The sequence below is a fragment of the Marinibaculum pumilum genome, from assembly GCF_042646425.1.
Classification (GTDB): domain Bacteria; phylum Pseudomonadota; class Alphaproteobacteria; order Ferrovibrionales; family Ferrovibrionaceae; genus Marinibaculum; species Marinibaculum pumilum.
In genome coordinates, this window is the sequence record NZ_JBHRTR010000054.1 from 68,893 (window position 1) to 81,253 (window position 12,361).

At 72.3% G+C, this 12,361-nt stretch carries 13 protein-coding genes; 4 read left to right on the forward strand and 9 right to left on the reverse strand.

The window, feature by feature from the left end; translation table 11 throughout:
• The first annotated feature begins 34 nt into the window (after positions 1-34).
• Complete coding sequence (locus tag ACFOGJ_RS27330) at positions 35-1,078, forward strand: sodium:calcium antiporter (protein WP_379906458.1); 1,044 nt, start codon at positions 35-37, stop codon at positions 1,076-1,078.
• A 376-nt stretch (positions 1,079-1,454) separates the two neighbouring features.
• On the opposite strand, the gene trhA is transcribed toward ACFOGJ_RS27330, so the two are convergent.
• From trhA to ACFOGJ_RS27365, 7 genes are all read right to left on the reverse strand, one after another.
• Complete coding sequence (trhA, locus tag ACFOGJ_RS27335; RefSeq protein ID WP_379906459.1) at positions 1,455-2,105, reverse strand: PAQR family membrane homeostasis protein TrhA; 651 nt, start codon at positions 2,103-2,105, stop codon at positions 1,455-1,457.
• 82 nt (positions 2,106-2,187) lie between these two features.
• Positions 2,188-2,376 (reverse strand): DUF3008 family protein, encoded by a 189-nt coding sequence (locus ACFOGJ_RS27340; RefSeq protein WP_379906460.1) that lies wholly within the window; start codon positions 2,374-2,376, stop codon positions 2,188-2,190.
• Positions 2,377-2,581: 205 nt separating this feature from the next.
• A complete protein-coding gene (locus ACFOGJ_RS27345; RefSeq protein ID WP_379906461.1) occupies positions 2,582-3,889 on the reverse strand; it encodes a cation:proton antiporter in 1,308 nt (435 codons plus the stop codon).
• 82 nt (positions 3,890-3,971) lie between these two features.
• A complete protein-coding gene (locus tag ACFOGJ_RS27350; protein ID WP_379906462.1) occupies positions 3,972-4,166 on the reverse strand; it encodes a hypothetical protein in 195 nt (64 codons plus the stop codon).
• A 44-nt stretch (positions 4,167-4,210) separates the two neighbouring features.
• On the reverse strand, positions 4,211-4,417 hold the full coding sequence (locus ACFOGJ_RS27355) for a hypothetical protein (protein WP_379906463.1): 207 nt from the start codon (positions 4,415-4,417) through the stop codon (positions 4,211-4,213).
• 578 nt (positions 4,418-4,995) lie between these two features.
• The gene (locus ACFOGJ_RS27360; protein ID WP_379906464.1) at positions 4,996-5,163 is read right to left on the reverse strand and encodes a hypothetical protein; all 168 of its coding nucleotides are present in this window, start codon (positions 5,161-5,163) and stop codon (positions 4,996-4,998) included.
• A 72-nt stretch (positions 5,164-5,235) separates the two neighbouring features.
• Positions 5,236-5,412: a hypothetical protein gene (locus tag ACFOGJ_RS27365; protein ID WP_379906465.1), complete on the reverse strand. Its 177-nt coding sequence runs from the start codon at positions 5,410-5,412 to the stop codon at positions 5,236-5,238.
• A 190-nt stretch (positions 5,413-5,602) separates the two neighbouring features.
• Between ACFOGJ_RS27365 and ACFOGJ_RS27370 the strand changes: the two genes are divergently transcribed.
• The 3 genes from ACFOGJ_RS27370 to ACFOGJ_RS27380 are packed head-to-tail and all read left to right on the forward strand — an operon-like array spanning position 5,603 to position 10,904.
• A complete protein-coding gene (locus ACFOGJ_RS27370) occupies positions 5,603-6,619 on the forward strand; it encodes an HlyD family efflux transporter periplasmic adaptor subunit (RefSeq protein WP_379906466.1) in 1,017 nt (338 codons plus the stop codon).
• A gap of 50 nt (positions 6,620-6,669) precedes the next feature.
• Complete coding sequence (locus tag ACFOGJ_RS27375) at positions 6,670-8,805, forward strand: cysteine peptidase family C39 domain-containing protein (RefSeq protein WP_379906467.1); 2,136 nt, start codon at positions 6,670-6,672, stop codon at positions 8,803-8,805.
• The gene (locus tag ACFOGJ_RS27380; RefSeq protein WP_379906468.1) at positions 8,802-10,904 is read left to right on the forward strand and encodes an ATP-binding cassette domain-containing protein; all 2,103 of its coding nucleotides are present in this window, start codon (positions 8,802-8,804) and stop codon (positions 10,902-10,904) included. Before ACFOGJ_RS27375 ends, ACFOGJ_RS27380 begins: the two co-directional genes overlap by 4 nt.
• Before the next feature lie 64 nt (positions 10,905-10,968).
• Here ACFOGJ_RS27380 and ACFOGJ_RS27385 read toward each other — a convergent pair whose 3' ends face one another.
• On the reverse strand, positions 10,969-11,133 hold the full coding sequence (locus tag ACFOGJ_RS27385; protein WP_379906469.1) for a hypothetical protein: 165 nt from the start codon (positions 11,131-11,133) through the stop codon (positions 10,969-10,971).
• A gap of 133 nt (positions 11,134-11,266) precedes the next feature.
• Positions 11,267-12,316: a zinc ABC transporter substrate-binding protein gene (locus ACFOGJ_RS27390; protein WP_379906470.1), complete on the reverse strand. Its 1,050-nt coding sequence runs from the start codon at positions 12,314-12,316 to the stop codon at positions 11,267-11,269.
• Positions 12,317-12,361 lie beyond the last annotated feature (45 nt).

The following is a 12,361-nucleotide window of genomic DNA, read 5'->3' on the forward strand; positions in this document are numbered from 1 at the left end:
ATCGCAGGACAGACCAGGACCGCCCTCCGGACCCGTGCCAGACCTTACCGCCCTCGGCCTGCCGGCCGCGCTCGCCCTGTTCCTTGCCGCGTCGCTGCTGGTGCTGGGGGCGGGGGTCCACCTGACCCGCCTGGCCGACCGCCTGGCGGACATGACCGGCTGGGGGGAGGCGATCGTCGGCGGCGTCATCCTGGGCGCGGTCACCTCGCTGTCCGGCGGCGTCACCTCGGTCAGCGCGGCGGCCGGCGGCCATGCCGAGCTCGCCGTCTCCAACGCGGTGGGCGGGATCGCCGCGCAGACCGTATTCCTGGTGGTGGCGGACTGGAGTTACCGGCGGGTCAACCTGGAACATGCCGCCGCGTCGCTGCCCAACATGATCAACGGCGTGACCCTGATCGCGATGCTGGCGATCCCGCTGCTGGCGCGCCAGGTCGCACCGGCGACGTTCTGGGGGATCCATCCGGCGAGCTTCATGCTGTTCGCCGTCTATGCAGGCAGCATCGCGCTGGCCCGCCGCAGCCGCGAGCAGCCGATGTGGCGGCCGCTCCGCACCCGGGAGACGCGGGAGGATGTGCCAGATGACGAGGATTCCGGTCGCTCGCCCTGGCGGGTGGCGGCGATGGTCGCGGTGCTGGGCCTGCTGGTCGGCGGCGCCGGCTATGTCATCGCACAGACGGGCCTGGTGATTGCCAGCCGGACCGACCTGTCCGAAGGCATCGTCGGCACCCTGCTGACCTCGGTCGCCACCTCGACCCCGGAACTGGTCACCACCGTCGCCGCGGTCCGCCGCGGTGCACTGACCCTGGCCTTCGGCGGCATCGTCGGCGGCAATACCTTCGACGTGCTGTTCACCGCCTTCGCCGACCTCGCCTATCCGGGCTCGATCTATCACGCGATGACCGGTGAGCAGGTCTTTGTCATCCTGCTCACCATCGTCATGACGACGGTGCTGCTGCTGGGCCTGATCCAGCGCGAGCGCCACGGCCTGGCCAATATCGGCTTCGAGAGCGTGCTGCTGCTGCTGCTCTATTGCGGCGGCATGACCTTGCTGCTGGGGGGTGCCGTAACCGGCGGCTGAAGGCACATTCCGCAGCGCGCCGTCCGCGGCAGCGGCTCAGAAATTCTCGCTGTACGGGTCGTTCACCGCGGGCAAGGCGCCACCGGCAACATCGTCCAGCTTGCCGCAGTCCAGCTTGCCGGCGTTCCGGACGGCCGGATCCGGCCGCCTACCGTGCTGACCGCTGGTCGCGGGCCGCCCCTTCCTGACCGGTTTCCAGACCATCTCTTCCATTCGCTTCGCTGCGGGGCCGTTCGGCCCGGCGCCAATCCGGCCATCCGGTGCCGGGCGCCCCAGACTGACAGGTCGGGGCCGCGGAAGGCGAAGCGGCGGCGCCTCCATCTCCGCATGTGACCGTCGGGATCGGGTGCCGCCGCAGTCCGGCAGGGCGGACCGGTCATGCCGCCGCCAGGACGACATCGCCCAGCACGGCAGAGAAATGGCAGGCGGCCGCGGCGAGGACGAAGACATGCCAGATCGCCGTCTGGAACGGCAGCCGCTCCCAGCGGTAGAACAGCACGCCGATCGTGTAGAGCAGCCCGCCGATGCCCAGCAGCAGCAGGCCGGCGAGGGAAAGCGCCGAGAGCAGCGGCTCCAGCGCCACCAGGACGGTCCAGCCGAGCAGCAGGTAGGCGGGGATCGAGAAGCGCTCGAAGCGCTCCGCCAGGAACAGCTTCGCCGCCACCCCGGCCAGGGCGACCACCCAGACGAAGCCCAGTAGGCCCCAGCCCCAGGCGCCCTGCAGGCTGATCATCGCGAAGGGGGTATAGGTGCCGGCGATCATCACGAAGATCGCCGCATGGTCGATGCGCCGCAGCCAGCGCTTCTGCCGCGGCGAGCGGCTGAGGTTGTAGGCAGCGGAGCAGCCCAGCATCGTCATCAGCCCGGCGCCGTAGACCGCCAGCGCGATACCGAGCCGCGCATCCGCGCTCGGCGCGGCGATCGCCGCCAGGGCGATGCAGGCGGCAAGGCCGCAGGCCAGGCCGACGACATGCACGATGGCGTCTGCAATACGCTCCGGGCGGGTCAGGACGCGGCTCTTCGCCATGGCAGGGCTCTCTCGGGCGGTCACTCCCTTGCGGCCCGCCGAGCATGGACCGCCGGCCGCACCGCCGGCAAGGGCATGCCCGTCAAGACGACGACTTGTGCTCCGTCTTGCCCTTGCGGCCGCTTTCCGCGAATTCCTCCAGCTGCCGCTCGCTCATCGACTCGTACATCGACTTCGCCGCTCCCTGCAGGGACCCGACCATCTGCTCGCCGCGCTTGGCGGCAAGGGCGGCACCTGCTGCCTTCTGCTGGCTCTTCGACTTGGCAGGCATGACCATCCTCCGGTTTGAGTATCGTACCGGCAGGAACACGCATGGCCCGCCCCGGTTCGAGCGGCGCTGGGCTGGACCAGTTGACTGAACGTCACCGCCTAGGCTCCGCTTCCGGAGGGGTCACCCGAGCCTGTCGGCTGCCGCCACATGGTCCGGTTCGGCGCCGCCAGGGCCACCCTGGCCGCCGCCGCGACACTGGCCGGGTTCAGCCGCGATGCTCGCCGTTGCCGTAGCGGTGGCGCACCCGCATCTCGCTGACCGGCCGGTGCTCCGGCCCCGGGCCGCGGTCGGCGTCGAGCCGGCCCTGCATCAGCCGGCCATAGGCGCGCGCCAGCGGCGCCGCGGTGACGCCGTGCAGCAGCACGCTCAGGCCGACGGTGACGATGGTGATCGCCAGAAGTTCCTTCGCCCGGACAAGGTCGTAGCGTTCGACGATCAGCAGCGCGAACAGGATCGAGGCCAGGCCACGCGGCCCGAACCAGCCCAGGAAGCCGATGGTGGCGAACGACACCCCGGATCCGACCAAGGACAGGGCCACAGGCAGCATGCGCAGCACCGTCAGGCTCAGCAGCGCATAGAGCAGCATATCCCAGGACAGGCCGGCCAGCCCTTCCGGCAGCATGGCGGCACCGAACACAAGGAAGGTCAGCAGGGTCAGGAACTGGCCCTCGCTCTCCATCAATTCATAAATGAAGTTGCCGCGCACCTTCACGGCATGGCCGAAGGCCAGGCCGGCCGCGAATGCGGCGATGAAGCCGTTGCCGCCGACCTGCTCCGCCAGCGCGAAGGCCAGCACGGCGATCGCCAGGCTGGCCAGGCCCTGGAAGCCGGCGGTCATCCAGCCGCGCGCAGTGGCGGCGTCGATCAGCAGGGCGCCGGCCCAGCCGACCAGGCCACCGACCGCCGGCCCCAGGGTCACCTGCGCCAGCGCGAACCAGGCGAGATCGGCAGAGCTCGAGACCCCGGCCGCCTGCTCCGCCGCCGCGCCGCCGACCCAGAGCGCGCAGACCAGGACCAGCGGCAGGGCCAGCCCGTCGTTCAGCCCGCTCTCCACGTTCAGGCTCTGGCGGATCCGCACCGGCACCGCCTTGCTGGAAACGACGGCCTGGCCCAGGGCCGCGTCAGTCGGGGCCAGCACGGCTGCCAGCAGGGCCGCCTCCGCCAGGGAAAAATGCGGGAAGATCAGCAGCGCCGCCGCGGTCCCCGCCGCCACGGTCAGCGGCAGGCCGAACAGCAGCATGCGCATGGGCAGGGTATGGTCGGCGACCAGCCGGCCGAGGTCGATGCGCGAGGCGTCGGTGAACAGGACCAGGATCAGGGTCGCCTCGGCGACCAGGTGGATCACGCCATGCTCGGGATGCAGCGCCGCCAGCCCCAGCCCGCCATCGCCCACCGCCCAGCCGAAGGCGACGAACAGCAGCGGCAGGGTCAGGAGCCCACCCTGCAGGCGCCGCGACAGCAGGCCGTAGGCCAGCACTGCAGCCGCCACCAGGATCAGCGCTTCCTCGTCCATCGCCGCCCCTCCCCGCCGCGGTCGAACCTGGGCGCAGGATGGAACGGGCGGCGACGGGCCTCAAGGCATGGGGCTTCCGGTGTCAGAAACCATAGCTGCCGCTGATGGTCGGTTCATAGCCGCCCGGTACCCCGTCCAGATCGTCGGCCGAGGCGGGTGCCTTCGGTTTGCCGGCCCGTATGCCGGCGCTGCCAGGGCTATCGGTGCCGTCGGCGCCGGTCCTCTTGCTGTCTGTCTTTTCCCCGTCAGTCTTCTTCCCGGCGGTGACGCTGTCCATTCTCTGACACTCCTGCTGGCTCTGTATCCGCGCGCCGATCGGAGTCAGCGCAGAATGATGAAGAAGGTGTTCGATGCACTGCCCGGTGCGATCGCCCCCGCCGACAGGCGGTCCAGGTCGGCGGCCGGCAGCGATGCGGGCCTGCTGCCTCCGGCGCCGCCGGTCTCGCCTGTCCTGTTGGTTCTCCTGGTCATCGTCCCTGTCTCCGCTTCTTTGAATGGCCGTTGCGCGGCCAGGGTCACCAGATCCATCCCCAGTCGACGCTGCCGGCGGACAGTGCCTGCAGATCGCGTGCCTGCATCGGCGGCGCTGCCTTGTCCTTACGTGTTCCCGTTCGCGGGTGCCGCCTCGCTCGGGGTGGTATTGCTCCTGGTCATCGTGCCTGTCTCCCTGATGGAGGCGTCGCTTCGCGCCATCTGCGTCGCTGGTTCCGGAGCCGGCTCGCCATCGCCGCCCCATAGGTTTGGATTAGGTGGCCGAATGTGGCCGGCCTCCGGCGGCGCGGTTTCCGAAGCGGGCGCAGGCCTGGCCGTCGGCGGCCCATAGCGACCGGGGCGCCGGCTGCCTGGCCGGCGCCCCGGTGGTGTCAGCCTGGTCGAAGAGAGACGCGGCGATCCCGAACCCCGGCAGGAGAAGCCTGCGGCCCGGGTCAGATCCCGCCGAGCGTCGGGGCGTCATTGATCGTACCGCCCGTCACGCGATCCAGTGCGCCGGCGGGCACGGCGTCCTTCCTCTGGACCGCGGGCCGGCGCCGCGCGGGGCCGTTCGCTCCGGTCGCCCTGCCTTCATCGGTGCTTGTCATGATCTGTCGCTGCTCCCCGTCGCGCGGTCAGCGCAGGATGGTGAAGAAGGCATTGGTGGCGGTGCCCAGCGTGATCGGGGCGGCCGTGCCGGCCGGCACATGCTCCAACGCGGCGGCGGACAGGGTTGCGGGCCGGCTGCCGCCGGTCTTGCCGGCTTCGGTTTCCGCCCTGGTCGCCCTCGTGCTCCTGGTCATTGTTCCAATCTCCTGTTCCAGCGTCGCTTCGCGGCTGTCGCGCCCCGGCGATTCCTGCATCCGGCCTCTGCCTCAAAAGCCGGATCCCCCTTCCCGCGCCGCCGGCGTCGGCGTGTAGGTGAAGACGTCACCGCCGCCCGACAGGCTGTCGAGTTCCCCGGCCGGCAACGCCGCCTTGGCCATTGCCGCCGCGGTCCCGGCGTCGGCCGCCCGCTTCGCTGTCTTGGTCCTGATCTCGGTTCCGGTCATCGCATTGGTCTCCCTGCCTGGGTCCTGGCGACGGCCTGATCCTGCCGCCTCATGATGGATAAGGGCGCCGAATGTGGCGACATCCCGTCCGGCGGGTTTCAGCGAGCCCCCTCGGCGGGCGCGAGTGGCACGGCGGGCACGGGCCTGCTATCACCGGCGAAACGCCATTTTCCCGGTCCCGCCGCCAGCCATGCCCGAAGAGACGGACAGCGAGTCCCAAGCCGCGCCGGTGCGTCCGGCCCCGGCGGCGACGGACCGCCTGCGCGCGGCGCGCGAGGGGGTGGACACGCGGATCGCGCTGGTGCCGCTGGGCGCACTGTTCATGGCCGGCGGCGCGGGCCTGGTGCTCGCCGCGGTTCTCGCCTGGGCGGTCTTCGGCACAGTCCGCAGCACCGCCGCCGGCACCGGCCTGATCCTGCAACAGGGCGAGAGCTTCCATCCGGTTCAGTCCCTGTCGGACGGCGTGGTGGCGGAAATCCGTGCGGTGCCCGGCGACCAGGTCGCCGCCGGCGACCTGCTGCTGGTCCTGCACGACCCGCGGGTGGTAGCGCGGCTGAACCTGTCCGCCAGGCGCATGGAAGAATTATCTGCCGCCCAGCGCGACGGCCGCGGCGATCCCGGTGCCGTTCGCGCCGCCCTGGCCGAGCAGTCGGCCATCCACCGCCGGCTGCAGGCGGAATATGCGGCACTGCAGCGGGTCGACGCTCCCGTCGCCGGCAGGGTGGAGGAACTGCGCGTGGCCGTCGGGCAGGCGGTGGGGCCCGCGACCGTGCTGGCAACCCTGGTCGCCGGCGCCAGCCGTCTGGCTGCGCCGGAGATGCTGGCCTTCCTGTCGACCGCGGACGCACCCCGTGTCCGTGCCGGAATGGCAGCGCGGGTTTCCCCGATCACGGTCCCCGATGCCGCCTATGGGGCGATCCCAGGCACGGTCACCGAGGTGTCGGACCTGCCGGTGTCGCGGGCGGAGATCGCCGCGCTGCTGCAGGACGATGATCGCGCCGCCAGGCTGACGGTCGCCGGCGATCCCTATCTCGCCCGGATCCGTCTGCAGGCGGATGACGGCACGCCGAGCGGCTTCGCCTGGACCGCCGGCGACGGTCCGCCCTGGCCCATCGGCCTGGGCATCGCCGCCGCCGCCGAGGTGGTGGTGGCGGAGACCGCCCCCATCGCCCTCCTGCTGCCCGTGTTCGGCGCGCTGGCGCCGTGACCGATACCGGGCCGGCACCGCCCCGCTCCCGCCCGGTGCGGACACCGGTCGTGCTGCAGATGGAGGCGGTGGAATGCGGCGCCGCCTGCCTGGGGATCGTCCTGGGCCATTTCGGCCGTCACGTGCCGCTGGAGGAACTGCGCATCGCCTGCGGCGTCTCCCGCGACGGCAGCACCGCGGGCAGCATGGTGCGGGTGGCGGCGGCGCACGGCCTGGAGGCCGAGGGCTACCGGATGGACGTCGAGGAGGTGCTGGCCGGGCCGCTGCCGTCGGTCGTCCTGTGGAACAACAACCATTTTCTGGTCGTGGAGGGTGCACGCGGCGACCATGTGCGCCTGAACGATCCCGCGCATGGCCGGCGCAAGGTCAGCCTGGCCGAGTTCGCCACCGGCTATTCCGGCATCGTGCTGACCTTCGCGCCGGGCCCCGGCTTCCAGCGCGGCGGCCGTCCGCCCCGGCCGGTATCGCGCCTTGTCGCGGCTGTCGCGGCACGCCCCGGCCGCCTGGCCTTCGTGCTGGCGACCGGCGTGCTGCTGGCCATCCCCGCCTTCGCGCTGCCGGCCTTCACCGCGATCTTCGTCGACGAGATCCTGGTGCGCGGCCGGCCCTGGCTCGCTGTCCTGGCCGGCCTCCTGGTCCTGGGCATCGGGCAGCAGGCGGTGCTGGGCTGGCTGCAGGGCATGGCGCTGCTGCGGCTTGAACTGCGCACGACGGCGGAAAGGGCGGCCGCGCTGGTCGGGCACATGCTGCACCTGCCGGTGATGTTTTACGCGCAGCGCCATCTGGGCGACCTGGCGGCCAGCGCGGCGGAGGTCCCCGCGCTGGCACGGCTGACCGCCAGCGGCTTCAGCCTGGCGGCAGTGAACCTGGTGACCGCCGTCCTGCTGCTGGCGCTGATGGCGGTGCTGGACCCGGTGCTGGCGGCGATCGCCGCCGCCGGCGCCCTGGCCAGCCTGCTGGTGCTGGTCGCGCTGCAGCGGGCCCGGCTGGACCTCTCCATCCGACTGCAGGCCGATACCGGGCGGCTGTTCGCCACCACCGTGATCGGCATCCGCAGCATCGAGACCCTGAAGGCCAATGCCGACGAGGACGGCTTCTTCGCCCGCTGGGCCGGCCACCAGGCGCGCAAGCTGAACAGCGAGCAGGGCCTGGCCGTGCTGGAGCAGGCCGCCGGCATCGCGCAGCCGCTGATCGCGATGCTGACCATCGCCGCCGCCCTGGCGCTGGGCGGCCTGCGGGTGCTGGACGGGGTGCTGAGCCTCGGTGCGCTGCTGGCCTTCCAGGCGCTGTTCGCGGCCCTTGCCGGCCCGCTGCAGCAGGTGGTCGCCACGGCCAGCCAGAGCCAGCGCGCCGCCGCCGGCCTGCTGCGCATCGACGATGTCGCCCGTCATCCGCCGGACTGGCGCCACGACCCGGCCGCCCCGGACAGGGACGCGGGCCTGCCGGCCGGCCCGGCCTCCCTTCGCCTGGAAGCGCTGCGGTTCCGCTTCAACCCGCAGGCGCCGGCGCTGATCGACGGCTTCGACCTGGACCTGCGGCCGGGCCGCTGGGTGGCGCTGGTCGGTGCGACCGGCAGCGGCAAGTCCACTCTGGGCCGCCTGGCGACGGGCCTCCACCTCCCCGAGGCGGGCCGCATCGTGCTGGACGGGCGCCCCCTGCAGGACTGGCCGCGCGAGGTCCTGGCGCGGCGTATCGCCACCGTCGACCAGGAGATCGCGCTGTTCGCCGGCAGCCTGCGCGACAACATCACCCTCTGGGACCCGGATCTGCCCGAGGCTGCGATCGGCCGCGCAATCGAGGATGCCGCGCTGGCCCCCCTCCTGGCCGGGCTGCCCGGCGGGCTCGACTCCCGTGTCGACGAGGACGGGCGCAATTTCAGCGGCGGCGAGCGCCAGCGTGTCGAACTGGCGCGGGCGCTGGCCCGCGATCCGGCGCTGCTGGTGCTGGACGAGGGGACCTCCGCGCTGGACCCCGTGACGGAAGCGGCGGTGATGGCCGCCCTGCGCCGTCGCGGCCTGTCCTGCCTGGTGATCGCGCATCGGCTGAGCACGGTGCGGGACTGCGACGAGATCATCGTGATGGAGCGGGGCCGCATCGCCGAGCGCGGCGACCATGCCGCCCTGCTGGCGGCAGGCGGGCTCTATGCCCGGATGCTGGCGGCCGAAGGCGGCGAGGCCGGGACATGAGCGCCGGCGGACCCGACGCTGGGCTGGCGGGCGATGCCGCCCTTGCCACCGCCCTGCGTCACCTGCTGCCCGATACCCCCTTGCCTGTGGTGCAGCTGCCGGCCGGCAGCCTGTCGCTCGAGCAGCGGCTGCAGCACCTGGCGGAGAGCGGCGGCTTCCGCTGGCGCGCCGTTTCCCTTGGCGCCGGCTGGTGGCGGCAGCCGGGTCCGCCGATGCTGCTCTGGCATCACGGCCCGCAGGGCGAGCGGCCACTCGCCGCCCGCTGGCGGGCCGGCGCCTGGCGGACGACCGGGCCCGACGGCCGCGCCCGGCGGGTGGATGCGGCCAGGGCGGAGGCCGTGCTGCCGACCGCCCATGCGGTCTATCCGCCCCTGCCCGCCGACCTGGGGGACGGAGACGGCGGCCTGCCATCCGGGCTGTGGCGCTTCGCGCTGGCGCCGGCCCGGGGGGCCCTGCTGGCCACCCTCGCTGCCGGCGGGGCGGCCATGCTGCTGGGCCTGGTCGTGCCGGTGGCCACCGGGGCGATCATCGGCGCCGCCCTGCCGCAGGCGCGCCTGCCCCTGCTGGCGGAGATGGTGCTGCTGCTGGCGGCCGCCGGGCTCGGCATGGCCGGCTTCGCGGTGGCCCGCGGCCTGGCCGGCATCCGTGCCGCGACCCTGATCGACCTGCGCCTGCAGGCCGCGGTGTTCGACCGGCTGCTGCGGGTCTCCCCCGGCTTCTTCAGGCGGTTCAGCGCCGGCGATCTGGCACGGCGGGTTCTGGCGGTGGACGCCGCCCGCCAGACCCTGACCGGCCCGGTGGTCACCGGTCTGCTGGGCGGCCTGTTCGCGGCGCTGAGCCTTCTGCTGATGCTGCTCTACGACCTGCGCCTGGCGGTCTTCGGACTGGCCTTCGCAGGCCTCGCCATCGTGGCGCTGGCGCTCACCGCACGGCTGCAGGCCGGCCCGCTGCAGGCCCTGTACGATGCCGAGGGACGGACCTCCGGTACGATCGTCTCGCTGCTCTCCGGCATCGCCCGGCTGCGGGTCGCCGCCGCGGAGGCGCGCGCCTTCGCCCAATGGGAAGCCGGCTTCCGGGACCGGCAGGCGGCGGCCTGGCGCAGCGGGCGCATCGCGGCCGCACGCGGCGCCCTGCTCCTGGCCCTGCCGTCCTGCGGCCTGCTGGGCATGTTCCTGGTGGCGGCGCTGCGCCCCGTGCCGATCGACCTGGCCGCCTTCGCCGCCTTCAGCGCGGCCTTCGCCCAGTTCCTCGCCGGCCTTGCCGCGCTGGGCCTGGCCCTGACCCAGGCGGTGGAGGCCCTGCCATTGCTGCGTCGCGCCCTGCCGGTCCTGGCCGCGCAAGCGGAGGCGCCGGCCGGCACCGCCGATCCCGGTCCGCTGGGCGGCCGCATCGCCACCCATGCCCTGACCTTCCGCTATGCCGCTGACCGGCCCGCGGTACTGCACGGCATCGACCTGGAGATCGCGCCGGGCAGCTTCACCGCCATCGTCGGCCCATCCGGGTCCGGCAAGTCGACCCTGCTGCGGCTGCTGCTGGGCTTCGAGCGGCCGGAAAGCGGCCAGGTGCTGTATGACGGGCAGGATCTCGCCCAGCTGGATCCGCGACGGGTGCGCCGGCAGATCGGTACCGTGCTGCAGCTGGGCCGGCTGGTCCCGGGCAGCCTGTACGAGAATATCGCCGGCGGCACCATGGTGCCCGAAGCCGATGTCTGGGATGCGGTCGCCCTGGCCGGCCTGGAGGACGAGATCGCCGACCTGCCGATGGGGCTGGAGACCTTCGTGTCGGAGGATGGCGGCACCCTGTCGGGCGGGCAGCGGCAGCGCATCCTGCTGGCGCGGGCGCTGGTCCGCCGGCCGCCGGTCCTGTTCCTGGACGAAGGCACCAGCGCCCTGGACAACCGCATGCAGGCCCTGGTCACCGACCGGATTGCCGCGCTGGGGGTGACCCGCCTGGTGATCGCCCACCGGCTGAGCACGATCCGCGACGCCGACTGCATCCTGGTGATGGAGGCGGGCCGGATCGTCGAGCGCGGCCGCTACGACGAACTGATGGCCGCGCGCGGCACCTTCTGGCAGCTGGCCCGGCGACAGATCGCCTGAGGCCCCGCTTTCGGCCTGCTCCCGCGCCCCGCCCTGCAGGCGGGGGCGGCAGCATGGCCTTACATCACCTGGGGTAGACTTCGATGATGCCGCCGGCGACTGCCTGCATCTCGCCCTGCGGCAGGCGCGCCGCCGGTGCGGGGCGCGGCGCCTGCCGCCGGTCTGGCTGCTGTGTCTCGCGGCCTGTGCTGCGGTTCCTGTTCATGACTGCCTCCTTGATGCCGATCATGGCCCTCCTGCCTCGCCTCCCGGTGCGGAAACGGCCCGGCAGGATCGGCCGGCCACGGTTCGGATCTGAGAGCCGATTGCGGCGGCGGCGTGTCGGCAGCGGCTCGCTGCATGACGCCGCCGCCGCGCGGCCCTCAGCCGGCCGGCGACAGGCAGGTCCGCAACGCCGCCGCATTGCCGCGCATCAGGTTCCCGTACAGGGCCGGGCCGTCGGGAATGTCGGCGCCCAGCGGATCCAGGGTGCCGGTCCGCACGGCACTGCCTTCGATCACGACTTCGACAAGGTCCGGCGGAAATTGCGGCTCGGTGAAGATGCAGACCGCGCCGGTGTCGCGGATCTTCTGACGCAGCTCGCTCAACCGTTCGGCACCCGGCCTGCGATCCGGGCTGACGGTGACGGAGCCGACGGCGTTCAGGCGGTAGCGCGCCTCAAGATACTGGAAGGCATCGTGGAACTGCACGAAGGGGCGGTCGGCGACCGGCCCCAGGACCGCAGCGAGTTCGGTGTCGAGCGCTGCCAGGCGTGCATCCATCTCCGCGGCATTGGCGGCATAGCGTTCCGCATTGGCGGGATCCGTCTTCTGCAGCGCGGCCGCGATGGCGGCGACCATCGCGCGCGCATTCCGCGGGTCGAGCCAGACATGCTGGTCCTCGCCATGCTGCCCGTCGTGACCATCGCCATGCGCATGGTCGTGGTCGTCTGCATGATCGTGATCATGGTCATCGGCATGGTCATGATCGTCGGCGTGATCGTGATCGCCCGCATGGTCGTGATCGTGACCGTCGCCCTCAGCATGATCGTGATGATGCCCTTCCCACGCACCGCCCTCACGATACGGCAGGTGGGTCACGCCCGGTGCTTCCGCCAGGCTCAGGACCTCCGCCGAGCCGGCGAGTTTGTCGAGCGGGCCTTCGAGGAAGGTTTCCAGGCCCGGGCCGACCCAGACCACCATCTGGGCATCGGCCAGCGCCCGCGCATCGGACGGCCGCAGTGAAAAGGTGTGCGGCGAGCCGCCGCCGCGCACGATCAGGTGCGGGCTGCCCACCCCCTCCATCACGCCGGCGACCAGCGAATGGACCGGCTTGATGGAAGCCACCACCTCCGGCGCAGCAGTGGCGCCCGCCCCCGACCCCAGAAGCAGGAAGGCGGTGAGGGAGATGACAGGGAGGATCTTTCGCGGCATGACGTCCATCCAGCAACGACGGGAAATAGGTGCGTTACGGTATAA

Coding starts and splice junctions, on each gene's coding strand:
- ACFOGJ_RS27380 (WP_379906468.1), top strand. CDS start 8,802: ATGAGCGCCGGCGGACCCGACGCTGGGCTGGCGGGCGATGCCGCCCTT.
- ACFOGJ_RS27350 (WP_379906462.1), bottom strand. CDS start 4,166: ATGGACAGCGTCACCGCCGGGAAGAAGACTGACGGGGAAAAGACAGAC.
- ACFOGJ_RS27390 (WP_379906470.1), bottom strand. CDS start 12,316: ATGCCGCGAAAGATCCTCCCTGTCATCTCCCTCACCGCCTTCCTGCTT.
- ACFOGJ_RS27355 (WP_379906463.1), bottom strand. CDS start 4,417: ATGGATCTGGTGACCCTGGCCGCGCAACGGCCATTCAAAGAAGCGGAG.
- ACFOGJ_RS27385 (WP_379906469.1), bottom strand. CDS start 11,133: ATGATCGGCATCAAGGAGGCAGTCATGAACAGGAACCGCAGCACAGGC.
- ACFOGJ_RS27370 (WP_379906466.1), top strand. CDS start 5,603: ATGCCCGAAGAGACGGACAGCGAGTCCCAAGCCGCGCCGGTGCGTCCG.
- ACFOGJ_RS27340 (WP_379906460.1), bottom strand. CDS start 2,376: ATGCCTGCCAAGTCGAAGAGCCAGCAGAAGGCAGCAGGTGCCGCCCTT.
- ACFOGJ_RS27345 (WP_379906461.1), bottom strand. CDS start 3,889: ATGGACGAGGAAGCGCTGATCCTGGTGGCGGCTGCAGTGCTGGCCTAC.
- ACFOGJ_RS27365 (WP_379906465.1), bottom strand. CDS start 5,412: ATGACCGGAACCGAGATCAGGACCAAGACAGCGAAGCGGGCGGCCGAC.
- trhA (WP_379906459.1), bottom strand. CDS start 2,105: ATGGCGAAGAGCCGCGTCCTGACCCGCCCGGAGCGTATTGCAGACGCC.
- ACFOGJ_RS27360 (WP_379906464.1), bottom strand. CDS start 5,163: ATGACCAGGAGCACGAGGGCGACCAGGGCGGAAACCGAAGCCGGCAAG.